Below are 22399 nucleotides of genomic sequence, written 5' to 3' on the forward strand. Positions count from 1 at the left end.
ATGTCGGAAGACAACGGGAAGGAGATCGAAATTAACCGCCGATCGGTACTCGAACGGACCGGTGTCGTGTCGACAGTCGCGCTCCTGGGAACGACGGGAGCGACGGCGGAGGACGGTGACTCCAGAAAACGAGCGCGAGACGGAGACCGAATCCGCAACGAAATCGAACTCGACACGTCGTCGTACGACGATCTCGAGGAGGCTTCCCTGACGTTCCTCGAACGAGGCCGACGACGGATCGTCCGGACGAGAATTCACTCGGCACACGACACGGCTGCGGGTGGGACGACGACCGACAGCGATCCGACGAAGATCTCCTATTCCGTTTCGCTGGCCCCTCTCGGAGCGGGCATCGGACGAACGGACGGGTATTCGACCGACGAACCCGACATCGAATCGATCGACGAGGGTGACGTGGTACTCGAGCGAAACGAACGGACGACGTCCGTCGACGATCACTTCGAGGCGGACACGGTCACCGGTTCCGGTTCCGGTTCCGGTTCCAGGGACGTCGGGACCGCGGGTCTGGACGACCCGGCGTTCGACCAGCTCGGGGATGCGGTCACGTATCTCGAGACGAACTCCAGCGAATGCGGGTCGCTCTGTCGAACGAATCTCGTAATCGAGCGGTCGTGCGATGCGACGTGCGAGACGTACGACATCGACGACTCGATCGGGGTGTTCGAGACGGTCAGCGGCGATACGTGCGACGGTGAGGAGTTCGGTGATCGGTTCCCGTGCCACGATATCCCCTACATCTACGACTGTGATATTCCGGATGCGTTCGACACGACGTGGCACACAGATGCTACCGACTACGGCCTCGCCTCGGCCGACGCGGCGTACTACAATACCGATTTCCCGGTCATCCCGAAAACGACTGCCGACCACGACCAGGAGACGTGGTACGACGGGACCACGCTACACGTCGAGGGAACCGTCGACCACTCGGGGACCCTCGGGTTCAGAACCGCGATTCGAACGTTACTGAAAAGCGACGCTGGCGTCGTTCTCTACTGAGTATTTGACGCTACCGGATGTGAACGCGTGAATCCCCGCGCCGAACCTGCCATCGACTGTCGCGGACGTCGTGATCGAGCGGCCATCGCTCGAGGACGCGTTCGAGGCTGTCGGCGACGGTGACGACGCGGAGCCGCCCGCCCCTCGAGTCGAACCGAGGGTGGGCCGAAGGCGGGTCGTTACTCCCGATCGATCGAGAGCCACCCGGAAGACTGCGCGCCGTCGTCGATCACCCATCGTTCCTGCGGGTTTCCGTTCCGTTCTCGGAGTTCGACGACCACGTCGAAAAGCGGCGACAGGGTCGGCACGATTCTGGCGTCCCGCTCGACCGAGAGGTGGTGATGAGCCAGTCCACCGATGCCGCGCGTTCGCCCGTTGATCAGGTGAAGAAACTTGAACAGCCGCTGTTTGCCGTACTCCTCGAGCAGCGGCCGCAGCGAGTCGATTCCCACGCGGACGTCGCCCGGCGTGAGCGCGTCGGCGTCGGCCTCGAAGGAGTCTATCGCGCTCGAGATGGCGAGACTGAGGTCGGTGAGCGTGTCGACCTCGGTCGGCGACACCGCCGCTGCCGTCTCGATGGACGGACCCGGTGTCGTACTGCCCGCGGTGACGTCACGCCGCTGCGGGTCGTAACTGACGACCGAGAGCCGCTCGGAGCCGATGTCGTCGACGAACCGCAAGACGGGATGTGGCCCGTCGGTCGTCGAAACGAGGACGCGTCGTCGGGCCCGATCGGTCGCACAGCCCATGAGTCGTCGGCAGGCGTCCTGTCGCTGGTCGGGTCGAACGGAACCGACGACGAGAACGCTCGCTCCCTGCCGCTTCATCCGCGAGAGTTCGTCGGAGAACTCGTCCCCGTTCGTCCTCGAGCGATCCATTCCCGAGAGCATCACGTTATGTTCCACGAATTTACTCTCTCAAACAATAAACGTTCGGGTGGGTGGACGCCATCCGCCCGCCTCGAGCGGCGACCGCGTCGGGCAGTGATCTGCGGGCGCGGTAGTCAGGTATCTGACCGTCTCGGTCCGGCCGTCTGCGGATCGCGACGCGGCGGGCGTCGGTTCAGTCCGCGGCGTGGCCCTCGTTGCTGACGTACGATCGGGTCGCGTCGACGAGCACCTGCCGGTAGGCGCTCGTATCGGGTTCCCGCGCGAGTTCCCGGAACCGACGTTTGAACTCGTCGAAGTCGACCTCCGGGGCGTCCATCGCGGCCGCGTGTGCGAGGTCGTACAGCCGGTGGTCCTCGTCGACGAGATCGTGTCGTTCGGCCAGCGCCAGCGCGAAGGCCGCGTTCACCGCCGTAATATCGGGATCGGCGTTCGTGGAGAGCCGCTGGAGTCCCGGTCGGGGCGGCGTTCCGGGCCGGTCGGCGACCGCCGTGGCGAGACTCGACTCGAGAAAGGAGAGCAGTTTCTCGCCGGGCCCGACCGAGAGCGTGATATCGTCGGCGTAGATGTCTTTCATGTGGTTGGCGATCTGGTAACAGTGGGAGAGCTTGCGCCGTTCGACGCTCTTGCCGGCCAGCGCGAGATACAGCACTTCTTCGGTGGACTGGATGTGCGAGGGGTGTTGCTGTTCGTGTCGGGCCATGTGAGCGAACTCGTGAAGTGCGAGTTCTCGGGCCATGGCGCTCGAGGCGGCCTGTCGCGAGATGTTCAGGACGTGGCGGTCGTCGTAGTGGGCCGCCCAGGTCCGTTCGTCGGGGTCGTCCCGTAGTTGGACGTGGACCGGTAGCGAGAGGTCGTGTTCGGTCTCGAAGAGGTCCCGGGCGCTGAGAAATGGTGCGGTTGGACCCGGTCCCTGAACGCGGATATCCATGCTGGTACGTATCAAGGCTTCCAGCGCTATTACAGTGACGGCTGCGGACAGTTGCGCAGAACGCGGTGGCGGACCGCCGGTACTCGAGACCGTGCGGCGACGTTCCCGGAGCCCGGTCCGGGCGGGTGAGCGGGTGGGCGATACGATTCTGCGGTGACCGGTCTGCGTGGCGGAGAGACACGGCCGTCGTACCGACGAGCCGATGCGGCGATTAACTGCGTGGTATTCACTCACGCAAACGTGACTTTCCGGCGCTCGGACGGGGAAAGACGACGAATTCCGGCGGCGACGAAACACTACCCTTTTGACCCCGCTGGCGGTAATGGGGGATATATGGGCCGACGAAAAAAGATCGTCCAGGAGTGCGAACGGCTGATGGACGACCCGGAGAACATCCGGAACATCGCCATCGCCGCTCACGTTGACCACGGAAAAACGACCCTTACCGACAATCTGCTGGCTGGTGCCGGCATGATTTCCGAGGACACCGCCGGCGAGCAGCTCGCGATGGACACCGAGGAAGACGAACAGGAACGCGGTATCACCATCGACGCGGCGAACGTCTCGATGACCCACGAGTACGAGGACCAGAACCACCTCATCAACCTCATCGACACGCCGGGCCACGTCGACTTCGGTGGCGACGTAACTCGCGCGATGCGCGCCGTCGACGGTGCGCTCGTCGTCGTCGACGCAGTCGAGGGCGCGATGCCCCAGACCGAGACGGTGCTGCGGCAGGCGCTCCGAGAGGGCGTCAAGCCGACCCTGTTCATCAACAAGGTCGACCGCCTCATCTCCGAACTGCAGGAAGGACCCGAGGAGATGCAGGAGCGTCTTCTCTCGGTCATCCGTGACGTCAACGAACTCATCCGCGGCATGACCGAGGACATGGACGACGTCGAGGACTGGACAGTCTCCGTCGAAGAGGGGACCGTCGGCTTCGGCTCCGCGCTGTACAAGTGGGGCGTCTCCATGCCGTCGATGCAGCGAACCGGCATGGACTTCGGCGAAATCATGGACCTCGAGCGCTCGGACAAGCGCCAGGAGCTCCACGAGCGGACGCCGCTCTCGGACGTCGTGCTCGACATGGTCTGTGAGCACTTCCCGAACCCGATCGACGCCCAGCCCCGTCGTATTCCGCGCGTCTGGCGTGGCGACGACGAGTCCGAACTCGCAGAGCAGATGCGGCTGGTCGACGAGGACGGCGAAGTCGTCCTGATGGTCACCGACATCGCGATGGACCCCCACGCGGGCGAAGTCGCCAGCGGCCGTGTCTTCTCGGGCACCCTCGAGAAGGGCCAGGAGCTGTACGTCTCCGGGACTGCGGGCAGGAACCGCATCCAGTCCGTCGGCGTCTACATGGGCGGCGAGCGCGAGGAAGTCGATGCCGTTCCCGCCGGGAACATCGCCGCCGTCACCGGCCTCAAGGACGCCATCGCCGGCTCGACCGTCTCCAGCGTCGAGATGACGCCGTTCGAGTCGATCGAGCACATCTCCGAGCCGGTCATCACGAAGTCCGTCGAGGCCAAGAACATGGACGACCTGCCGAAGCTGATCGAGACCCTTCGCCAAGTGTCCAAGGAGGACCCGACGATCCAGATCAACATCAACGAGGACACCGGCGAACACCTGATCTCCGGACAGGGTGAGCTCCACCTCGAGGTTATCACCCAGCGCATCGAGAAGAATCAGGGCATTCCGGTCAACACCGGCGAACCGATCGTCGTCTACCGCGAACAGCCCCAGCGTGCGAGCGATCAGGTCGAGGGTATCTCGCCCAACCGCCACAACCGCTTCTACATCTCCATCGAACCGATGGCGGACGAGATCGTCGAGACGATCCACCGGGGCGAAGCCTCGATGGACATGCCCGAGCAGGACCGCCGCGAGGCCCTGCAGGAGGCCGGCATGGACAAGGACACGTCCCAGAACGTCGAGCACATGCACGGGACGAACATCCTCATCGACGACACGAAGGGGATCCAGCACCTGAACGAGACGATGGAACTCGTCATCGAGGGGCTCGAGGAGGCCCTCGACAACGGTCCGCTGGCCAACGAACCGGTGCAGGGCTCGCTCATCCGCCTGCACGACGCGCGTCTCCACGAGGACACCATCCATCGCGGTCCGGCACAGGTCATCCCCGCGACCCGCGAAGCCGTCCACAAGGCGCTGATCGACGGCCAGATCAAGATGCTCGAGCCGATGCAGGACGTCCGCATCGACGTGCCCAACGACCACATGGGTGCCGCCTCCGGCGAGATCCAGGGCCGTCGTGGCCGCGTCGACGACATGTATCAGGAAGGCGACCTCATGGTCGTCGAGGGGATCGCCCCCGTCGGCGAGATGATCGGCTTCGCGTCCGACATCCGTTCCGCGACCGAGGGCCGCGCCTCCTGGAACACCGAGAACGCCGGCTTCGAGGTCATGTCCGACTCGCTCCAGCGCGACAAGATCATGGAGATCCGCGAGCGCAAGGGCATGAAGCTCGAGCTGCCGCCGAGTATCGACTACATCTAATCGGTCTCGGTCGACCGACGGGACTGCGTTCTTCTCGAACTCGTTTCTTCCACGGCGGCGGTACAGCGGAGACCGATCTCACCGACGAGATGCATCCAGCAGTCGCACCCGTCGACGGTCGGCTCGCTCGCCGTCGATCCGACTCGGTCGGTTCTCGCCCGTCGATCTCTCACCGTCGGTTCCGGTCACACGAACAGGACTTTGCCGAAGAACGGGATCATCGCGATGAGCGCGAAGATCCCGAGCCACCACGGGAACATGACCAGTATGAGGACGCAAAATAGCAGCCCGACGGCCGCGATGACCGCTTTCTGGTGAAGTCCGAGATACATGATCGAACGTCTCAGTAGATCGCCGTGCGGGGCCGCCGCGTCTGCGACGGCACTCCCAGTGGCGGGACGAGGCGTTACTCCCGTTCGCCCGCACCAACCGCCGATTCGCCGACCTTCTCGTGGCCCTCGATGAGTTCCTTCCCACCCATGTACGGCTGCAGGGGCTCGGGAATCGTCACCGTGCCGTCCTCGTTCTGGTAGTACTCGAGGATGGCGACCATCACGCGCGGGATCGCGAGCCCCGAGGCGTTCAAGGTGTGCAGGTACTCCGCGCTCTCGTGGCGCTCGGGTCGGTAACGAAGGCCGGCGCGGCGGGCCTGGAAGGCCTCGAAGTTCGAGGCCGAGGAGACCTCGAGCCAGCGACCGCCTTCCTCGGGGCCGTCGTCCATGTCGTCGCCGGGGGCCCAGACCTCGATGTCGTAGGTCTTGGCGCTGGCGAACGTCAGGTCGCCGGTACAGAGGTCCAGGATGCGGTAGGGGAGTCCGAGTCGCTCGAGGACGTCCGTGGCCTCCTCGAGGAGGTTCTCGAGGCGGTCGTAGCTCTCCTCGGGCTCGACGAAGTTGACCAGTTCGACCTTGTTGAACTGGTGGACGCGGACGATGCCCCGCGTCTCGGTGCCGTGCTCGCCGGCTTCACGCCGGAAGTTCGGCGTGTAGGCCTGGTGCTTGAGGGGGAGGTCGTCCTGCAGGAGGATTTCGTTCGCGTACATGTTGGTGACCGGCACCTCCGCGGTGGGGCAGAGCCAGAGGTCGTCGTCGTCGTACTCCTCCTCGTTGCTGCCGCCCAGTCGGTAGGCGTCGTCGGCGAACTTCGGGAACTGGCCGGTACCGCGCATGGACGCGCTCTTGACCGGAATCGGTGGGAACAGGTCGACGTAGCCCTGCTCGCGGTGGATATCCAGCATGAACTGTATCAGGGCGTGCTCGAGCTGTGCGCCCTCGCCTTTGAGGAAGTAGAAGCCGGCCCCGGTCGTCTTGGCGGCGCGTTCCTCGTCGATGATATCGAGTTCCTCGCCGAGTTCGTAGTGGGGAGTGACTTCGTCGGGCAGCTCGCGGGTCTCGTCGAAGCCCCAGCGTCGGTCCTCGACGTTGTGCCGTTCGTCGAGCCCCAGCGGGACGCTCTCGTGGGGGATCTGCGGAATCTCGAGGTACCGCTTCTGCAGTTTCTCCTCCAGTTCGGCGCCCTCGCTCTCGACGTCCTCGATCTTGGCTTTGAGTTCTCGCGATTGTTCGATGGCGTCCTCTCGCTTTTCGTCTTCGCCAGCGGCGACGAACTCGCCGATTTTCTTGGTGATCTGGTTGCGTTCGTGGCGCAGGTCGTCGCCCTTGGCCTTCAGTTCCCGCCAGCGCTCGTCGAGTTCGAGGAACTCGTCGAGATCGACGTCGGCTCCGCGGTTCTCGAGGGCGTCGCGTACCTCGTCGGGATTCTCGCGCAGATAAGTCCGGTCGATCATTGGTATTGCTCGTGCGTTCTTTGCGCCCGGGCAAAACCGTGTCGGAAGGCCGCGTTCACTGAGCGGCGGGCGGCTCGAGAACGCCCGCGTCGCGCACCCACCGAGACCGTCGGCGGGAAACCCTTTTTCCGCGGGCCCGCCTCTCTCGAGGTATGGATCCGCTCGAGGGCGAGACGTCGTCGGCCCCGATCGAGTACGAGCCCGTCAGCGTCAAGGACGTGCTGGTGGAGATGAAAGACACCGCCGAGCTGTTGATCGACCTCTCGTACTCGGCCGTCCTCCACCAGAGCGAGCAGCTCGCGACGGAGGTGCTCCGACTCGAAGAGCGGATGGATGTCCTCGAGCTCCGCGCGCGGATGAGCCTGCTGATGGCCGCCCGGAAACCGGCCGATGCGGAACAGCTCGCGCCGGTACTGGGGATCGTCGGGGCCGCGGACGGGATCAGCGACGCCGCGGGCGACATCGCGAAGATCGTCCTCGAGGACATGGGGCTGCCCGAAGCGATGCGGGCGGCGCTGCCCGAGGCCGCCGAAGCACTCCTGCGGGGGATCGTCGACTCGGAGTCGCCCTATGCCGGGCGGACGCTCCAGGAGATCGACCTCGAGTCGGAGACCGGCGTACGCGTGATCGCGCTTCGGCGGGGCAACGACTGGCTGCTCAACCCGGGGCCGACGACCCGCATCGAGGCCGACGACGTCGCGCTCCTCCGGGGCCCGGAGTCGGCGATCGGCGACGTCTGCGAGACGATTACCGGCGAGGTCTACGAGGCACCGTCCGCCGAGATGCCCGACATCGACGACCTCGAGCGGGCCGTAGACACGATCGTTCACATGAAGGACTTCTCCGAACTGGCGGTCGACCTGGCCTACAGCAGCGTGCTGTTCGACAGCGAGGAGCTCGCCGAGGAGGTCCGCAATCTCGAGGTCGAGGTCGACGCGATGCAGTCGCGGTTCGAGGCCTGGACGCTCCGGGCGGCCGCCGATGCCGCGGACCCGGTCGTCCTGCGCGGGCTGATCCAGCTTGGCAACTGCACGGAGCGGATCAGCGACGCCGCGATCGAGATCAGCGAGGGCGTCCTCCGGGATATCGAGGTCCACCCGGTCGTCCACGTGGCCGTCCAGGAGAGCGACGAGATCATCACCCGCGTCGAGGTGTCCGAGGGGAGCGACCTCGACGGAACCGCGGTGACCGCGGGCGTTCCCGACGCCGAGTCGACGATGTCCGTGATCGCCATCCGCCGGCCGGGCGAGGGGTGGTTGCTGGTCGCGGACGCCGACGCCGAACTGCGCGGCGGCGACGTGCTCATCTCGAAGGGGACCCGGACGGCCGCGGCGGCGTTCCGGGAACTCGCATCGGCGTAGCCGCGAGGCTCGTCGTCGGGTACCGCACGGACGTCGCCGTCCTGCTCGGTACGTGGCTCCGGTCACACAGTGTAGACACGACGGGAGACCGCGATCTCCGTCCGTTGGGACGCCGGTAGGCCGGTAGTTCGAATCCACTCGAGGCCGCCGGAGCGCCGGCGCTCAGTTCAGCACGACGATCGCGACCCCCGAGAGGACGATCACGCCGAGGATGTCGCAGACGTTCGTGACGACGGGGATCGTCGTGTCGTCGGGGTCTAGCCCCTGCGTGTAGGAGACGTAGGTCGCGACGAGACTGAGGACGATCGCGAGGACGGCGAGCGACATGCCGCTGACCACAGAGATGAGCATGAGATCGAGCAACGCCATCGGTTCGGCGATGACCCGGCCGACGACCCAGGCCGCGACGCCAAGCGCGGAGAAGATCGTCGCCGCCAGTCCCATGATCGCCAGTACGTTGGTCCACAGCACTTCGTCCCGGGGATCGAACTCGAGCAGTCCCAGGTGGAGCCGCGTCGAGAGCCGCGAGGAGAGAATCGCGCCGAGGTTGCCGCCCATGCCGATCATCACTGGGACGAGCACGAGCAGCGTCGGATTTCCGAGGTAGGTCTCCTCGAGTTCCTCGAGGACGTAGCCCGACCCCATCTCGAGTAGCGAGAGGACGAGCAGGATCGGGAACATGGTGCCGACGATGCTGCTGATCGACCAGGTGTCGAGCGGGTCGTCGGGGTCCGCCGCCGCCATCAGAAGACACCTCCGACGACGGTGATCGCGACGAAGAGGAAGACGACGCCGAAGATGTCGCCCAGCGTGGTGACGATCGGCCCGATGAGGTTGTCGGGGTCGAGCCCGTACTCGTAGCTCGCGAAGACCAGCGCCAGCAGCCCGAAGATCAGCGTGACCGAGGTGAGGACGCCGGAGACCAGCATGATCCCGACGAGTTCGACGAGCCTGGCCGACTCGCGCCCGAGGACCTGCAGAATGCCCCACGAGAGGACGGCGATGACGATCGAGATGCTGATCCCGTTGACGAAGGAGGCCCCGACGGCGTTGACCAGCCGCCGGTCCCACGAGAACTCCGGATCGATCATCCCCTGGTGCAGTCCGCTCGAGATGCGCGCCCCCATCGCGCCGTAGACGTTCCCCCGGGTCGCGAGAAAGGCGGGAAGCAACAGCAGTAGTCCGGGAAACCGCTCGAATCCCTCGGTCATCCCCTCCGAGCCGAGGACCGATCCCGCGAAGATCCCGCCGACGAGGCTGACCGCGAGAATCGGGAGTGACTCGCGGTAGATACGCCACGCCTCTTGGCGAGCCTCCATAGCATCGTCTAACGATGTCCAGGCATAAACCTACCGCGGGTCGAACGCGAGCAGATCGCGCGAAGCCGTGCGGGTTGCTATCATTCGTGAGCGATCGTTAACGTGTTTCGATCGAGTCGTTCGGGCGGGTGTCGGGCGGATGTGCGTTCTCAGAGGGGGGTGACGGCGACGAGTCCCCAGGCCAGGCCGATCGCCGCGAGCGAACAGGCGAGGTTGGCCCCGGCGTTCCCGACCGCGAGGGCCCGATCGCCGCGCTCGTACAGCCGGACCGTCTCGACCGAAAACGAGGAGAACGTCGTAAACGAGCCGCAGATACCAGTTCCGACCAGTTCGATCGTCGACTCGCCCGCGCCCGCGAAAACCGCGAGACCGAAGACGAAACTGCCCACGACGTTGACCGCGAACGTCGCAAGCGGGAGTCGTTCGCTCGAGACCCGAGCGACCCGCTGGGAGACCCAGTATCGGAGGACTGCGCCGATCGCGCCGCCGGTGCCGACGACGTGGGCCGGTTCGGGATCGACGGTGACGACGGCCGCGAGCAGTGCAGCGGTCACACTCACGCCGTCTCACCGTCCGTCGTGTGGGGACTACCGACCCGGCGCGCCAGTGCTCGTCCTCCGAGCACGCTGAGGAGTGCGAGTCCGTAGTTGGCGGCAACGATGCCGAGCGTCGCGAGCGGTGCCGACGCGAGCGCGGTCTGCAGCGCGAACGTGCTGTAGGTCGTCAGCGACGAGAGAAACCCCGTCGCGAAGACGAGCCGGGTCCGCGATCCGAGGAGGCCCGCGTACTCGGCCTCGTAGACCAGGACGGAGAGGACGGCGCTCCCCGCCGCGTTCACGAGGACGATCGACGCCACGTCCGGGAGCAGCCCCATCGCAAAGAACCGGAGGTTCGAGCCGGCGAAGCCGCCGACAGCGATCAGTGCGAGCGTCTCGAGCCGAACGAGCGGGTGAGCGTCTGCCATGGCTGGGTGGGCAGGTAGGGACCGTCAGCCGATCGACGCTCGGCCCGTGCTGGCGTCGGTGCCAGCCGCGGTCCGGCGTTCCTCCGGCGGTTGGATCGGGCGGGCCCCATCGCCCGGTTGCGGGGGCGTTCTCACAGGATCGAGATGAGCGTTGCGAAAGTCGCGCCACGGTGACGCCGCGGACCACGAAACGGAAGGAAAAGACCCAAGGTTAGACTGCCTCTAAACCGATTCATGTCCGGAGACGTTGCCGCGGACGGCGGTCGGAGCGCGTTCGCGCGAGCGTCGTGGGCGAACGTCCTCGGTAACGTCGTCAAGATCGTCGCCGAGGGGGCGGCGGGATACGTCTTCGGGAGCGTGGCCTTGCTCGCGGACGCGGCCCACTCGGTTGCGGACCTCGTCGCGAGCGTCGTCGTCCTCGTCTGGGGTCGGAGCGCGTTCGACGAACCCGACGATACGCACCCGCACGGTCACACCAGAATCGAGCCCCTGACGGCGCTGTTCGTCGGTGCGGTGATCGCACTGCTCGGATTGAACTTGCTCTACCGATCCGCCGAGGGACTCGTCGCCGGTCCCGATATTCAGTTCAGCCCCCTGCTACTCGCGGCACTCGGCTTCTCGATCGCGGATATGTATCTGGTCTACCACTACACGGTCCGGATCAACGAGTCCCTGCAGTCGACCGCGCTCGCGGCGCTCGCGAAGGATTGCCTCAACGATATCTACACGTCGGTCGCCGCTATCGTCGGCGTCCTCGGTGTACTGGTCGACGTGCCGGTACTCGATCCCATCGCGGGGGGACTCGTCAGCCTGCTGGTCGTCTACCAGGGCGTCGAGATCGGCAGGGAGAACGTGGATTACCTCATCGGCGCCGCGCCGGGGACGGAGAAACGCGCCGAGATTACCGACCTGTTGCGCCGCCACCCGGCCGTCGAGGGCGTCCACGACTTGACCGTCTTCTACGACGGGACCGTCCTCGAGGTCGAGGTTCACGTCGAAGTCGACGGCGACCTGCCGTTCCGGGAGGCGCACGACGTCGAGTCGGAACTGGTCGATCGCCTGCGCGGACTCGACGACGTGGGTGACGCGCACGTCCACCTCGACCCGTCCGGAATCGGCGAGTGGAAGTCGGCCGACGAGTACTGAGCGCCGTCAGTCGCGGTCCGTGTCGGCGTCACGCGGACAGACAGCGGACGCGCGAGGCAGCCGCACAGCGAAGACGCTGCCGTCCGGCCCGGTTTCGGCGAGTTCCACGGTCCCACCGTACCTGTTCGCGAGGATGCGAGAGAGGTAGAGCCCGAGCCCGTGATTGTTCGACTTTCGTTCGAACAGCGTTCCGCTATCCGCGTCGGGGATGCCCGGACCGTCGTCGGCGACCCTGACGGTGACGCTCTCGGGCGTCGTGTCGACGGTGACGCGAACGTGGGGCACCGCGCCGTCGTTGTGCTCGACGGCGTTTTCGAGCAGGTTCGAGAAGATCCACGTCAGGCCCTCGTTTCCGCACACGGGGGCCGCATCCGGCAGCTCGGCCTCGATCTCGACGTCGTCGAACCGGGTGCGGCAGTCCTCGATTTCCGCGGTCAGCAGGTCGGTGAGATCGACGGTGGCGTGGGTTTGCGGTCCCCTGTTCGCGTCGAGCATCGCCCGCACGTTCTCGATAACGGCGATGAGCTCGTCGCTCTCTCGTTCGATCGTTTCGAGCCGGTCGCGAGCCCGGTCGTCGTCACACGCCGTCCGCAGCAGCGACGCGTGACCGCCGATGATCTGCGAGGAGTTCAGGACCTCGTGTCGCAGGAGATCGTTCAGGTAGGTGAGTAGCTCGCGTTGGTCCTCGAGCTGTTCGGCGCGGACGGTGTCGGCCGCCGCCTCGACTTCGCGGTGGATGGCCTGCGCTTCGACGTAGCCGACGGTGAATCCGCCGACTGCGCCCGCGTTGACGGAGAAGTGGGCCCAGACCACGTTCCCCGCCAGGTTGTACCAGGGAAAGTAGACCATCGTCACGAGGTTGACGGCCAGAAACCCGACGGTGCTGCCGAAACACCACTGGAGAATCCGGGCGTATCGACTCGCGTCGATCTCGCTTCGCTCGAGTCGGTAGCCGCCCCAGATCAGCCAGAGAGCCGGACCGGTGACGAACGCGATGCTGAGAAGGAGGCCGGGGACCTCGAGCACTGCGGTGAACGCGATCATCCAGCCGACGGAGACCGCGGCCGAAAGGCCGCCGAACCAGCTCAGAACCCGCGGGAGGTGCCGCCGCTCGAGCCCCGGTACGGACGGTCGCAAACGGAGTCGGCCAGACGTATCGAGACTCATCGCAGATCGAGAGAGAGGAGGTGCTCGCAGACGGTTCGAGTCATCTACTGTACAAATGAGTACCGTGCGTAAAGGCTGTAACGGCTCCTCACCCGATTCGATCGCGTCGAGTCGCCGCGACGCGAGCTTTTATCCCGTCCCATAACGGGCTACCGATATGGAAGTCGGAGACGTTCGCGAAGTCACGGCCGGTGACTGTTCGGACCTCTATTACCTCGATACCGGGATGTACGACACCCGCGAGTACGGTGCCGTCTACATCCTCGACGACGATCGCCCGGCCGTCGTCGATACCGGCATCGGCACCAACTACGACCTGCTCCGCGAGGCGCTCGCGGACGTCGGCATCGATCGGGACGAGCTCGAGGTCATCGCACTGACACACGTCCACCTCGATCACGCCGGCGGTGCCGGTTTTCTCGCCGCGGACTGTCCGAACGCCGACGTCTACGTTCCCGCCATCGGTGCCGATCACATGGCCGACCCCTCGCGGCTGATCGCGGGGACGAAAAACGCCGTCGGCGAGCAGTGGGAGTACTACGTGGAACCGGAGCCCGTCCCCAGGGAGCAACTCGTCGAGATCGAAGACGGCGACGTCGTCGATCTCGGCACTCACGAACTGCGCGTCCACGGCGCACCCGGCCACGCCCCCCATCAGGTCGTCTTCGAAGATCCCGCGAACGACGCGGTCTTCGTGGCCGACGCAGCCGGCATCTGGGTCCCCCGGATCGAGGCGATCAGGGAAACGTCGCCGCCGTCGAACTTCGACCTCGAGCAGTGTCTCGACGACCTCGAGACCCTCGAAGCGATCGATCCCGACGTGTTCTGCTACCCCCACTTCGGACCGCGCTACGTGGGCGACGACGTCGAACGGGCCCTCGAGGAGTACGCGACCGTTCTCGAGGAATGGGTGGCTGCGGTCGACCGGAAACGGGCGGAACTCGAGGACGACGAGGCGGTCGTCGACCACTTCGCCGAGGTGACCGAGATGGGCGACGTCTGGAGCGAGGAGAAAGCGAGCGCCGAAGCGAGGCTGAACACCCGCGGCGTTCTGGGCTATCTCGATCGCCGGGACTGAACGCGAGTCGGCTGCCGCGTCGCGGCGGGCCCGCCGTCGGTGCGGCGATCGACGTCCGGTTCGGCCGCGAGGCCGACTTCGGCCGTCTGCGTCGTGCTCGGCACCTCGAGTGTGCGTGATAAACGCAACCATATACGAAACCAGTTTCATCACGTTTTATCGCACGGGAGCAACTCTCACAGGTGTATGAACTGGCGGGATGCCGAACGAGAGTACGAGGACGAGGTAATCGGGGAGACGACGCTCGCGCGGCTGTTCGAGGACTCGGCCGAGCGCAACGCGAATCGGCCAGCACAGAAGTACAAGGGTGGGATCTACGACCGATCGCTGACCGAGTCGGTCGTTCCCGCCGCGACCCCCGGCGAGTATCGGACGCTCTCCTACGCCGAGATGCGCGATATCGTCCGGACGCTCTCGGCCGGCTTTCGCGAACTGGGCGTCGAAACGGGTGACCGAATCGGGCTCTTCTCGAACACGCGCATGGAGTGGGCCCAATCGGACTTCGCGTTGCTGGGTGCCGGCGCGGTCGTCACGACCGTTTACACGAGTTCCTCGCCCGACCAGGTCCGGTACCTGCTCGACGACCCCGACGCCGACGGCGTCGTCGTCGAGAACGAAGAGCTCCTGGAGACGGTCGTCGCCGTCGAGGACGATCTCGACCTCGAGTTCATCGTCTCGATGGACGAACTCGACGGCTACGACGACCGCGACGACGTCCTGACCCTCGGCGACGTCTACGCGATCGGCGAGGAGCAGTTCGACCTCGAGCGCTACGAGGAACGGATCGACGAGACCGAACTTGACGATCTGGCGAGCCTGATCTACACGAGCGGGACGACGGGCCAGCCGAAGGGAGTGCAGTTGACCCACGGGAACTTCCGGGCGAACGTCAACGGGATTCGGAAGCGCGTCGGCCCGCGGCCGGACAAGCCCGACGACGTGCCCGTGTTGGACGACGAATCGCTGGCGATGTCGTACCTGCCCCTGGCACACGTCTTCGAGCGGACGGCCGGCCACTTCGTGCTCTTCGCGAGCGGCGCTTGCGTCGCCTACGCGGAGAGTCCGGACACGCTCCAGGAGGACTTCAGCACCGTCAGTCCGACGGCGGCCACGAGCGTTCCGCGCGTCTACGAGAAGATCTACGACGGCATCCGCGAGCAGGCCAGCGAATCGGCCGCGAAAGAGCGAATCTTCGAGTGGGCGACCGACGTCGGCGTCGAGTACCAGCGGACCGACTCGCCGGGCCCGATCCTGAAAGCGAAGCAGGCGCTGGCCGACAAACTCGTCTTTTCGACGGTCCGCGAGGCGCTCGGCGGCGAAATCGAGTTCCTCATCAGCGGCGGCGGGAGCCTCTCGCCGGAGCTCTGTCGGCTCTACCACGCGATGGGGCTCCCCATCTACGAGGGGTACGGCCTGACCGAGACCGCACCGGTCGTCACGAGCAACCCGCCCGAGGCGACGAAGATCGGAACGATCGGGCCGGCGCTCGTCAACGTCGACCTGCGGGTCGACGAGAGCGTCGCCGATCAGTCGGCCTTCGACGACGACCCCGGCGATGTCGGCGAACTCCTCGTCAAGGGGCCGAACGTCACGCAGGGCTACTGGAACAAGCCCGGTGCAACCGAGGGCGCGTTTACCGAGGACGGGTGGTTCCGCACCGGCGACATCGTCCACCTCCGACCCGACGGCTACCTCGAGTTCCGCGACCGTGCGAAACAGATCATCGTCCTCTCGACCGGGAAGAACGTCGCGCCCGGTCCGATCGAGGACGCCTTCGCCGCCAGCGAGGTCGTCGAGCAGGCGATGGTCGTCGGCGACGGCGAGAAGTTCATCGGCGCGCTACTGGTCCCCAACACGAATCACGTCCGCGAGTGGGCCGAGGCCGAAGACATCGACCTCCCCGACGACCCCCAGGCGATGTGCGACGACGAGCGCGTCCGCGAGTACGTCCGGCAGGAGGTCGACCGCGCCAACGAGCACTTCGAGAAACACGAGACGATAAAGCAGTTCGAACTCGTCCCACAGGAGTTCACCGAGGAGAACGACATGCTTACCCCGACGATGAAGAAGAAGCGACGCGTCATCCTCGAGCGGTTCGAGGACCGCGTCGATCGGATCTACACGGACGCCTGATCGTTCCCGGCGCGGTGACGGCCGATCTCGCCCCCTCACGAGTTCCGATCGGGTCGTCACTGGGATGAGTATCGACCACATCACGATCGTTTCTCACAGGAGTTAACCTGTTGGAATGACTCCTTTCGGACGAATGGACAGACCAGCAGTGTCGATCTGCCGACCGATCACGGGGCGCCAGCGACCACGATGACCGGGGCAGAAGGCGGTGCAGATTTGCTCCTCCTGGTCGCCGCGATCGTCGGTCTCGGCGTCCTCTCGCAGCTCCTCTCGGCCCGGTTCCGCGTTCCGAGCGTCCTCTTTCTCATCGTCTCCGGGGTCGCGATCGGACCGGAAGGGGTCGGCGCATTGACCATCGACTCCTTCGGTGAGAGTGGCCTCTCGACGATCGTCGGCCTCTCCGTCGCCATCATCGTCTTCGAGGGCGCGTTCCACCTCAAGATCGACAAGATCAAAGAGGCACCGGCGGCCGTGTTACGATTGACCACAATCGGCGCGGCGATCGCGTTTCTGGGCACTGCCGGCGCGGTCCGATTTTTCCTCGGTGCCGACTGGGACATCGCGTTGTTGATCGGCGCGCTCCTGGTCGCGACGGGACCGACAGTTGTCACGCCAATCCTGAAGGTCGTTCCCGTCCGCGACCGGGTCGCAGCGACCCTCGAGACGGAGGGGATCGTCAACGACGTGACGGCGGCGATCCTCGCGGTCGTGCTGTTCAAGGCGATGACCGTCGGGGAGGAGTCGCTGACCACCGAACTCTTTCTCCAGTTGTTCGCGGAACGGCTCGGGACGGGGCTCCTCATCGGCGTCGTCGTCGCCGCGGTCGTCTGGTCGGTGCTCCAGTACGTCGATCTCTCGCCGGACAACGCACCGCAAAACGCTCGGTTGCTCACGCTCGCGGGAGCGATCGTCGCCTTCGGGGCGGCCGATTACGTCTTCTCGGAGGCGGGCGTGGCGGCCGCGGCCACGGCCGGACTGATCCTCGGGAACGCCGGTCTCCCCTACGAGGAGGAGATCGAGGCGTTCAAAGGCGATATTACGCTGATCGTCCTCTCTTTCGTCTTCATCACGCTCGCGGCACTGCTCGAGTTCGACCAGCTGTTCGCCCTCGGGCTCGGTGGCCTGGCCGTCGTCGTGGTCGTCATGCTCGTCTTGCGGCCACTCCTGGTCTTTCTGACGACCCGGGGAGACCGATTTACGGTCCGAGAGACGCTGTTCATGAGCTTCGTCGGCCCGCGAGGCATAATCCCCGCGTCGGTCGCGACCCTGTTCGCAATCCGGCTGCAGACTGATGCCCCACCGACGAACGAGGCCGGTGCGGACTTGCTCGTCGGAGCGGTCTTCCTCGTCATTCTCGTAACGGTCGTCCTCGAGGGCGGACTCGCCCGACAGATCGCGGAGAAACTCGACGTGATACCAATGCGTGTACTCATCATCGGCGGCGGCCGCGTTGGTCGTTCGCTGGCAGACCGACTGGAAGCGCGCGGTGAAAACGTAGTGCTGATCGAGGAGGAGCGTGCGGTCCTCGAGGAGCTTCGCAACGACGGGTTCACCGCCCGCGAGGGCGACGGGACCGACGTCGAAGTGTTACGTGAGGCCGGCGCGGAAAACGCCAGAACCGTCGTCGCGGCGACCGGTGACGACGACGCGAACCTCCTCGTGGCCCAGCTCGCGAAGTCGAACTTCGACGTCGAGAACGTGATCGTGCGGGCGAACAACCCGTCGAACGCGTCGGCGTTCGAGAATCTCGGCGTCGAAACTATTTCGGCGGCCGAATCGACCGCGTGGGCGATCGACAACCGGATCGAGCGGCCCGCGCTCTCGAACTGGATGTCCGAGCTCGGCCGGTCCGGCGACGTCCAGGAGATCGAGATCACCGAGGAGGACCTCGTCGGAAAGCGGATCGCCGACGTGGGCAGCGAGCTTCCCAACGGCGTCCTCATCGCGCTCGTGAGCCGGGACGGCACCAGCGAGGTGCCGACTCCCGACGTGGAACTCCGGCACGGGGATCACATCACGCTCATCGGCCGGACCGAGGCCGTTCGCGAGGCCATCGAGACGTGCGGAAAACCGGTGTAGCGTCGATTCTCGGGCTGGTTGCAGCCCGGGCCCGACGACGTCGGTGGTGCCCGCCCAGTTCCGGGGATTGCTCTCCCTCGCGGCGGCCTCGGCGGGGATCTGCGACGCCGCGGTCGTCCTGCGCGAAGTCGAACTCCCGGCGGTCTTCGGCGCGGTCCTCGAGGTCGAAGCGGGAACGGGCGTGGTCGTTCTCGCGCCCGAACGCGGGGCGATCGATCGGCCGGATCGATCAGGTCGCGACGAGGCCGACGGCGACCACCGCGAGCGCCAGTCCGAGGACGTTCGTCGCGCTGAGTTGTGCGTCGAAGTAGAAGACGCCGACGACCGCCGGAATCACGAAGTAGAGCGCGGCGATGGCCGAGACGATCGCCATGTTGCCGCGCGCGAGGCCGGCGTAGAAGCTGATGGAGGCGGCCGCGAGGAACGCTCCGGAGACGAGCGCGAACGCGATGTCGACGCGGGTCCCGGAGATGGGGCGGCGAAGCGAGAGCACGTAGCCGCCGACGATGACGAGACTCGCGACGTAGGAGAGAAAGACGGCGTTCACGGGCGAGAGCGACCGCGTCGCGACGCCGCCGGCTACCGCCCAGCCACCGTACAGGAGGAGCGCGCCGAGCGCGAACAGGATTGCCGTGTTCACCATGCCGGCGGCTGCCCCCTCACTCGGAAAAACGTTCCGTTCGATCGCCCCGTTTCGAGACGGTCTCCGAGTCGTACGTCGGCGGGCGTTCGGCTTCGCCCGGCAAGATGTCTCCCAGCGATCCACCGATCGCCATCGCCGTAAAGACGACCGAGATCTGACAGACGTCGACCCACGGCTCGTCCCACGCCACCCGTCCCCACAGCGTCATCAGCCCCACCGCGGTGGCGAACGCGATCAGCAACACCCAGACGGGCCGTCGCGGAATCCGACCGAAGTACGGGTCGTGAATCTGGACCTCCCGGAAGTCGGCGACGTAGAGGATGCCGACGACGAGCGCGACCGTGAACGCGACGTTCACGAGCAACAGGATCGGATTGGTCGCGAGGAACGCACCGACGCTCGTGACGCCGTCCTCGACCAGCATCGGGAGACCGACGACGACGCTGCCCACGAACGCCTCCGCCTTGTCCTTGCGGGTAAACCCGGTGATGACCCGTCCCATCCTCGCGTTGTGCGAGAGTCGACTGACCAGCCGCATCGTCCGGCGTACCTCCGTCCGTTCGTCCGACGTGTCGACCGTCTCCTCGAGCGTCTCGAGTTGCTCGTAGACGTCGTCGATGGTCGTCTCTTCGCGTGGGACATCCGGCCGCGACATGGACACGACCAGACACCGGGGGGAGATAAAGTCAGTTACCGCCGCCGGCGATGCCGGGGAGTCGCGACCGGTTTCTCCGGGAGTATTGTTGCACCGCTCGAAATGTCCCGAAAAACCGATACCGTTTTGCGGTCGTGCCGACCACTGTGTTACTATGAACCACGTACGGGGACCGCTGTGTTCGATCGATGTCGGGGAGCGAACGGCCGAGACCGAGACCATCGACGATGTCCTCGAGTCGTACCTGGGAGGACGGGCGCTCGGAACGAAGCTCGCCCACGACCGAATCCCGTTCGACGCCGATCCGCTGGGCGCGGAGAACCGGCTGTACTTCGCGACGGGGCCGATGCAGCACTCGACGATGAGTTTCACCGGCCGGATGTCGGCGACCGGCGTCTCGCCGCTCACCGACGGACTGCTGTCCTCGAACGCGGGCGGGTTCCTCTCGCGGAACTTCACCGGCACGGGCTACAGCGCCGTCGAGATCACCGGTGCCAGCGACGAGCTCGTGATCGTCCACGTCACCGACGACGGCGTCGAGTTCGAGACCGTCCCGGAACTCGCGGAGGCGACCGTTCCCGAGACCTGCGAGTACATCGAGGACGAACACGGTCTCGGTTCGGAGCACACCACCGTCATCGGCCCGGCCGGCGAGAACCACGTTCGGTTCGCCTCGATCATGACCTCCGAGGAGCGGGCCTTCGGCCGCGGCGGGCTCGGTGCCGTCCTCGGCGCGAAGAACGTCAAGGCGATTACCTTCGACGGCGACTCGACCAACGAGGTCGAGATCCCGCCCGTGCAGATGGAGATCCACGGCGAGGCCGCCCAGGCCGAACACCCCATGAAGGATCAGGGGACGACCTCGGTCGCGGAGTACGCGAACATGGTCGAAGCCCTGCCGAGCTACTACTTCTCGGACCTGTCCTTCGAGGGGATCGACGGGATCAGCGGCGACCGCGTCGAGGAGAAGAAGTACAAGAAGGGAACCTGCTCCTCGTGTGCCTTCGCCTGCAAGCTGCCGACTCGAGACGAGGAGTCCGGCCTCGAGACCGAGGGGCCCGAGTACGAGACGCTCATGGCTTTCGGGTCGAACTCCGGCATCGACGACATCGTCGACCTGATGAAGTCGAACAAGCTCTGTGACGAGTACGGGCTGGACACCATCTCGGCGGGCGACACCGTCGCGGCCTACCTCGCCAGCGAGGACGAGTTCGGCAACGCCGACCTGATCCACGACCTCGTCGAGAAGATCGCCCACCGGGAGGGCGTCGGCGACACGCTCGCGGAGGGCGTCGACCGCATCCACGACGAGCTCGGCGTCGAGAACTGGTCGGTCAAGGGCATGGAGTTCTCCGCCCACGACGGCCGCACGCTCAACGGGCAGGGGCTTGCCTTCGCCACCTCGAACCGCGGTGCCGACCACATGTACGCCGAGTTCTACCCCTACGAGTACCCGCTCGTCGACGCCGACGACGCCTTCGACAAGGCGGGTCTCGAGGGGAAACCGCCGAAGGTCGTCGAACTCGAGAACATCAACGCGATCAAGGACAGCGCCGTCCTCTGTAAATTCTCGCGCGACTTCGTGACCGAAGAACGCATCGAGACGTTGCTCGACGCCGACTACGACGACCTCCTCTCGCTCGGCGGCGAGGTCGTCGCGATGGAGCGCCACTTCAACAACCAGCGCGGCTTCGACCGCGGCGACGACAGCCTCCCCTACGAGGTCCCCGGCTTCGAGCAGGGCCTCGACGAGTACTACGCCGAGCGCGGCTGGAACGACGACGGAACGGTTCCCGAGTCGCAGTTCGAGGGCGGCAACGCCGCACCGGCCGACGACTGATCGCGCCACAGGGTCGCGACCGGACTGCTGCTCGAGTCGCCCGCGTCCGGCCGCCCTGCCGACCGAACCCGTTCAATCGATCGGAATCCGGGTCACCGTCCGTTCAGGCGACCTGATCGGAACAGTAACCGTCGGATCCCGATTTTCGTCGTTCGCCTCGAGGTCGTCGAGCCGTCGCCGGACGCCGTTGTGGTGGCCCGCACCGATGACCGCGACCACGTCGTGACCGTCGCGGCAGAGCGCGTGGAGTCGCGCCGCCATGGATCGGTCGCGTCGGTCGATCATCACCGTCGCGACGTCGGGAACTACCCGCCGGAGGTGGTCGATCGCCGGTTGCACGTCGTCGCCGCTCGAGATCTCTTCGAACGGCGTCGCCAGCAGTTCGACCTGATCGGCGTACGCCTCGGGTCCCATCGACTGCATCCGGAGCATGGTTTTCGGAATCGTCATCGGCCCGAGGCGACTCGAGAGCGCGGCCAGCGTCTCGTCGATCGGGTCGTCGATGAGCGCGACGTCGGTGTCCCGCTCGGCGGCGGTTTCGATAGCCGCTTCCATGTCCGTCTGCTCGGGGTCGAGCCCGTACAGCCGAACGACCGTTCGCTGGATCGCCCGCAGCGTGGCGTAGGCGACTGCGGTCGGCGGCGACAGGTCACGGAACAGATCGTCGAGATCCGGGTCGGCGACCCGCTCGAGGCGCTCGAAGCGAGACTCGTCGAGTTCGACGGCGACGAGATCGGGTGCGGCCTCGCGAATCGTGTTCCGGACGCGGCGTCGGTGCGTCGGCGAGAAGTGAACGCTGGGGACGAGGGTGATGGTGCCGTGATCGGACATCCCCGTATCGTTCGGTCGCCAGCGACTTGAATCTGCGAC

General features: G+C 65.8%; 20 protein-coding genes. 8 read left to right on the forward strand and 12 right to left on the reverse strand.

The genetic code is table 11. From position 1 onward, the window contains the following. Complete coding sequence (locus BMX07_RS12205; RefSeq protein ID WP_090618137.1) at positions 1–1020, forward strand: hypothetical protein; 1020 nt, start codon at positions 1–3, stop codon at positions 1018–1020. A gap of 179 nt (positions 1021–1199) precedes the next feature. On the opposite strand, the gene BMX07_RS12210 is transcribed toward BMX07_RS12205, so the two are convergent. Further along, the gene (locus BMX07_RS12210) at positions 1200–1925 is read right to left on the reverse strand and encodes a DUF7504 family protein (protein WP_245742105.1); all 726 of its coding nucleotides are present in this window, start codon (positions 1923–1925) and stop codon (positions 1200–1202) included. Positions 1926–2082: 157 nt separating this feature from the next. Continuing rightward, the gene (locus BMX07_RS12215) at positions 2083–2838 is read right to left on the reverse strand and encodes a DUF5781 family protein (protein ID WP_090618139.1); all 756 of its coding nucleotides are present in this window, start codon (positions 2836–2838) and stop codon (positions 2083–2085) included. Between the two features lie 333 nt (positions 2839–3171). Between BMX07_RS12215 and BMX07_RS12220 the strand changes: the two genes are divergently transcribed. Next, positions 3172–5358: an elongation factor EF-2 gene (locus BMX07_RS12220; RefSeq protein WP_090618141.1), complete on the forward strand. Its 2187-nt coding sequence runs from the start codon at positions 3172–3174 to the stop codon at positions 5356–5358. 185 nt (positions 5359–5543) lie between these two features. Here BMX07_RS12220 and BMX07_RS24445 read toward each other — a convergent pair whose 3' ends face one another. Both BMX07_RS24445 and serS read right to left on the reverse strand, forming a co-directional pair. Further along, complete coding sequence (locus BMX07_RS24445) at positions 5544–5690, reverse strand: hypothetical protein (RefSeq protein ID WP_175480133.1); 147 nt, start codon at positions 5688–5690, stop codon at positions 5544–5546. 74 nt (positions 5691–5764) lie between these two features. After that, on the reverse strand, positions 5765–7144 hold the full coding sequence (serS, locus tag BMX07_RS12225; RefSeq protein ID WP_090618143.1) for a serine--tRNA ligase: 1380 nt from the start codon (positions 7142–7144) through the stop codon (positions 5765–5767). A gap of 152 nt (positions 7145–7296) precedes the next feature. On the opposite strand from serS, the gene BMX07_RS12230 reads away from it, so the two are divergent. After that, positions 7297–8505: a potassium channel family protein gene (locus tag BMX07_RS12230; RefSeq protein ID WP_090618146.1), complete on the forward strand. Its 1209-nt coding sequence runs from the start codon at positions 7297–7299 to the stop codon at positions 8503–8505. Positions 8506–8667: 162 nt separating this feature from the next. Here the strand turns inward: BMX07_RS12230 and BMX07_RS12235 are convergent, their stop codons facing one another. The 4 genes from BMX07_RS12235 to BMX07_RS12250 form a co-directional block, all read right to left on the reverse strand. After that, on the reverse strand, positions 8668–9249 hold the full coding sequence (locus tag BMX07_RS12235; protein WP_090618148.1) for a magnesium transporter: 582 nt from the start codon (positions 9247–9249) through the stop codon (positions 8668–8670). Further along, the gene (locus BMX07_RS12240) at positions 9249–9824 is read right to left on the reverse strand and encodes a magnesium transporter (RefSeq protein WP_090618150.1); all 576 of its coding nucleotides are present in this window, start codon (positions 9822–9824) and stop codon (positions 9249–9251) included. The genes BMX07_RS12235 and BMX07_RS12240 overlap by 1 nt, the downstream gene beginning before the upstream one ends. Positions 9825–9973: 149 nt before the next feature. After that, positions 9974–10384, reverse strand: coding sequence for a fluoride efflux transporter CrcB (crcB, locus tag BMX07_RS12245; RefSeq protein WP_175480134.1), 411 nt, complete (start codon positions 10382–10384; stop codon positions 9974–9976). Continuing rightward, the gene (locus tag BMX07_RS12250; protein ID WP_090618154.1) at positions 10381–10788 is read right to left on the reverse strand and encodes a CrcB family protein; all 408 of its coding nucleotides are present in this window, start codon (positions 10786–10788) and stop codon (positions 10381–10383) included. Before BMX07_RS12250 ends, crcB begins: the two co-directional genes overlap by 4 nt. A 234-nt stretch (positions 10789–11022) precedes the next feature. On the opposite strand from BMX07_RS12250, the gene BMX07_RS12255 reads away from it, so the two are divergent. Next, entirely contained in the window at positions 11023–11934 is a 912-nt protein-coding gene (locus BMX07_RS12255) for a cation diffusion facilitator family transporter (protein WP_090618156.1), read from the forward strand. A gap of 6 nt (positions 11935–11940) precedes the next feature. Here the strand turns inward: BMX07_RS12255 and BMX07_RS12260 are convergent, their stop codons facing one another. Then, positions 11941–13101 carry a sensor histidine kinase gene (locus BMX07_RS12260; RefSeq protein ID WP_090618158.1) on the reverse strand — a complete coding sequence of 387 codons (1161 nt, stop codon included), beginning with the start codon at positions 13099–13101 and terminating at the stop codon, positions 11941–11943. 157 nt (positions 13102–13258) lie between these two features. Between BMX07_RS12260 and BMX07_RS12265 the strand changes: the two genes are divergently transcribed. The 3 genes from BMX07_RS12265 to BMX07_RS12275 all read left to right on the forward strand — a co-directional run bounded on the left by BMX07_RS12265 (position 13259) and on the right by BMX07_RS12275 (position 18391). Then, positions 13259–14179 carry an MBL fold metallo-hydrolase gene (locus BMX07_RS12265; protein WP_090618160.1) on the forward strand — a complete coding sequence of 307 codons (921 nt, stop codon included), beginning with the start codon at positions 13259–13261 and terminating at the stop codon, positions 14177–14179. A gap of 186 nt (positions 14180–14365) precedes the next feature. After that, on the forward strand, positions 14366–16312 hold the full coding sequence (locus BMX07_RS12270; protein WP_090618162.1) for an AMP-dependent synthetase/ligase: 1947 nt from the start codon (positions 14366–14368) through the stop codon (positions 16310–16312). A gap of 189 nt (positions 16313–16501) precedes the next feature. Beyond that, positions 16502–18391 (forward strand): cation:proton antiporter domain-containing protein, encoded by a 1890-nt coding sequence (locus BMX07_RS12275; protein WP_090618165.1) that lies wholly within the window; start codon positions 16502–16504, stop codon positions 18389–18391. Positions 18392–18620: 229 nt separating this feature from the next. On the opposite strand, the gene BMX07_RS12280 is transcribed toward BMX07_RS12275, so the two are convergent. Continuing rightward, positions 18621–19034 carry an EamA family transporter gene (locus tag BMX07_RS12280; protein WP_090618168.1) on the reverse strand — a complete coding sequence of 138 codons (414 nt, stop codon included), beginning with the start codon at positions 19032–19034 and terminating at the stop codon, positions 18621–18623. Positions 19035–19050: 16 nt separating this feature from the next. After that, positions 19051–19689 (reverse strand): DUF2391 family protein, encoded by a 639-nt coding sequence (locus tag BMX07_RS12285; protein ID WP_090618170.1) that lies wholly within the window; start codon positions 19687–19689, stop codon positions 19051–19053. A 154-nt stretch (positions 19690–19843) separates the two neighbouring features. On the opposite strand from BMX07_RS12285, the gene BMX07_RS12290 reads away from it, so the two are divergent. After that, positions 19844–21529 carry an aldehyde ferredoxin oxidoreductase family protein gene (locus BMX07_RS12290; protein ID WP_090618172.1) on the forward strand — a complete coding sequence of 562 codons (1686 nt, stop codon included), beginning with the start codon at positions 19844–19846 and terminating at the stop codon, positions 21527–21529. A 72-nt stretch (positions 21530–21601) separates the two neighbouring features. Here BMX07_RS12290 and BMX07_RS12295 read toward each other — a convergent pair whose 3' ends face one another. Continuing rightward, entirely contained in the window at positions 21602–22360 is a 759-nt protein-coding gene (locus BMX07_RS12295; protein WP_090618174.1) for a TraB/GumN family protein, read from the reverse strand. Positions 22361–22399 lie beyond the last annotated feature (39 nt).

Origin of the sequence: Natrinema salaciae, assembly GCF_900110865.1 — an archaeon.
Taxonomy (GTDB): Archaea; Halobacteriota; Halobacteria; order Halobacteriales; family Natrialbaceae; genus Natrinema; species Natrinema salaciae.

Bases quoted from the DNA above. Each gene is read 5' to 3' on its own strand.
- BMX07_RS12265 (WP_090618160.1), top strand. From the start codon at position 13,259: ATGGAAGTCGGAGACGTTCGCGAAGTCACGGCCGGTGACTGTTCGGAC.
- BMX07_RS12205 (WP_090618137.1), top strand. From the start codon at position 1: ATGTCGGAAGACAACGGGAAGGAGATCGAAATTAACCGCCGATCGGTA.
- BMX07_RS12250 (WP_090618154.1), bottom strand. From the start codon at position 10,788: ATGGCAGACGCTCACCCGCTCGTTCGGCTCGAGACGCTCGCACTGATC.
- BMX07_RS12295 (WP_090618174.1), bottom strand. From the start codon at position 22,360: ATGTCCGATCACGGCACCATCACCCTCGTCCCCAGCGTTCACTTCTCG.
- BMX07_RS12285 (WP_090618170.1), bottom strand. From the start codon at position 19,689: ATGTCGCGGCCGGATGTCCCACGCGAAGAGACGACCATCGACGACGTC.
- BMX07_RS12270 (WP_090618162.1), top strand. From the start codon at position 14,366: ATGAACTGGCGGGATGCCGAACGAGAGTACGAGGACGAGGTAATCGGG.
- serS (WP_090618143.1), bottom strand. From the start codon at position 7,144: ATGATCGACCGGACTTATCTGCGCGAGAATCCCGACGAGGTACGCGAC.
- BMX07_RS12240 (WP_090618150.1), bottom strand. From the start codon at position 9,824: ATGGAGGCTCGCCAAGAGGCGTGGCGTATCTACCGCGAGTCACTCCCG.
- BMX07_RS12235 (WP_090618148.1), bottom strand. From the start codon at position 9,249: ATGGCGGCGGCGGACCCCGACGACCCGCTCGACACCTGGTCGATCAGC.
- BMX07_RS12255 (WP_090618156.1), top strand. From the start codon at position 11,023: ATGTCCGGAGACGTTGCCGCGGACGGCGGTCGGAGCGCGTTCGCGCGA.
- BMX07_RS12230 (WP_090618146.1), top strand. From the start codon at position 7,297: ATGGATCCGCTCGAGGGCGAGACGTCGTCGGCCCCGATCGAGTACGAG.
- BMX07_RS24445 (WP_175480133.1), bottom strand. From the start codon at position 5,690: ATGTATCTCGGACTTCACCAGAAAGCGGTCATCGCGGCCGTCGGGCTG.
- BMX07_RS12220 (WP_090618141.1), top strand. From the start codon at position 3,172: ATGGGCCGACGAAAAAAGATCGTCCAGGAGTGCGAACGGCTGATGGAC.
- BMX07_RS12280 (WP_090618168.1), bottom strand. From the start codon at position 19,034: ATGGTGAACACGGCAATCCTGTTCGCGCTCGGCGCGCTCCTCCTGTAC.
- BMX07_RS12275 (WP_090618165.1), top strand. From the start codon at position 16,502: ATGACCGGGGCAGAAGGCGGTGCAGATTTGCTCCTCCTGGTCGCCGCG.
- BMX07_RS12290 (WP_090618172.1), top strand. From the start codon at position 19,844: ATGAACCACGTACGGGGACCGCTGTGTTCGATCGATGTCGGGGAGCGA.
- BMX07_RS12260 (WP_090618158.1), bottom strand. From the start codon at position 13,101: ATGAGTCTCGATACGTCTGGCCGACTCCGTTTGCGACCGTCCGTACCG.
- BMX07_RS12215 (WP_090618139.1), bottom strand. From the start codon at position 2,838: ATGGATATCCGCGTTCAGGGACCGGGTCCAACCGCACCATTTCTCAGC.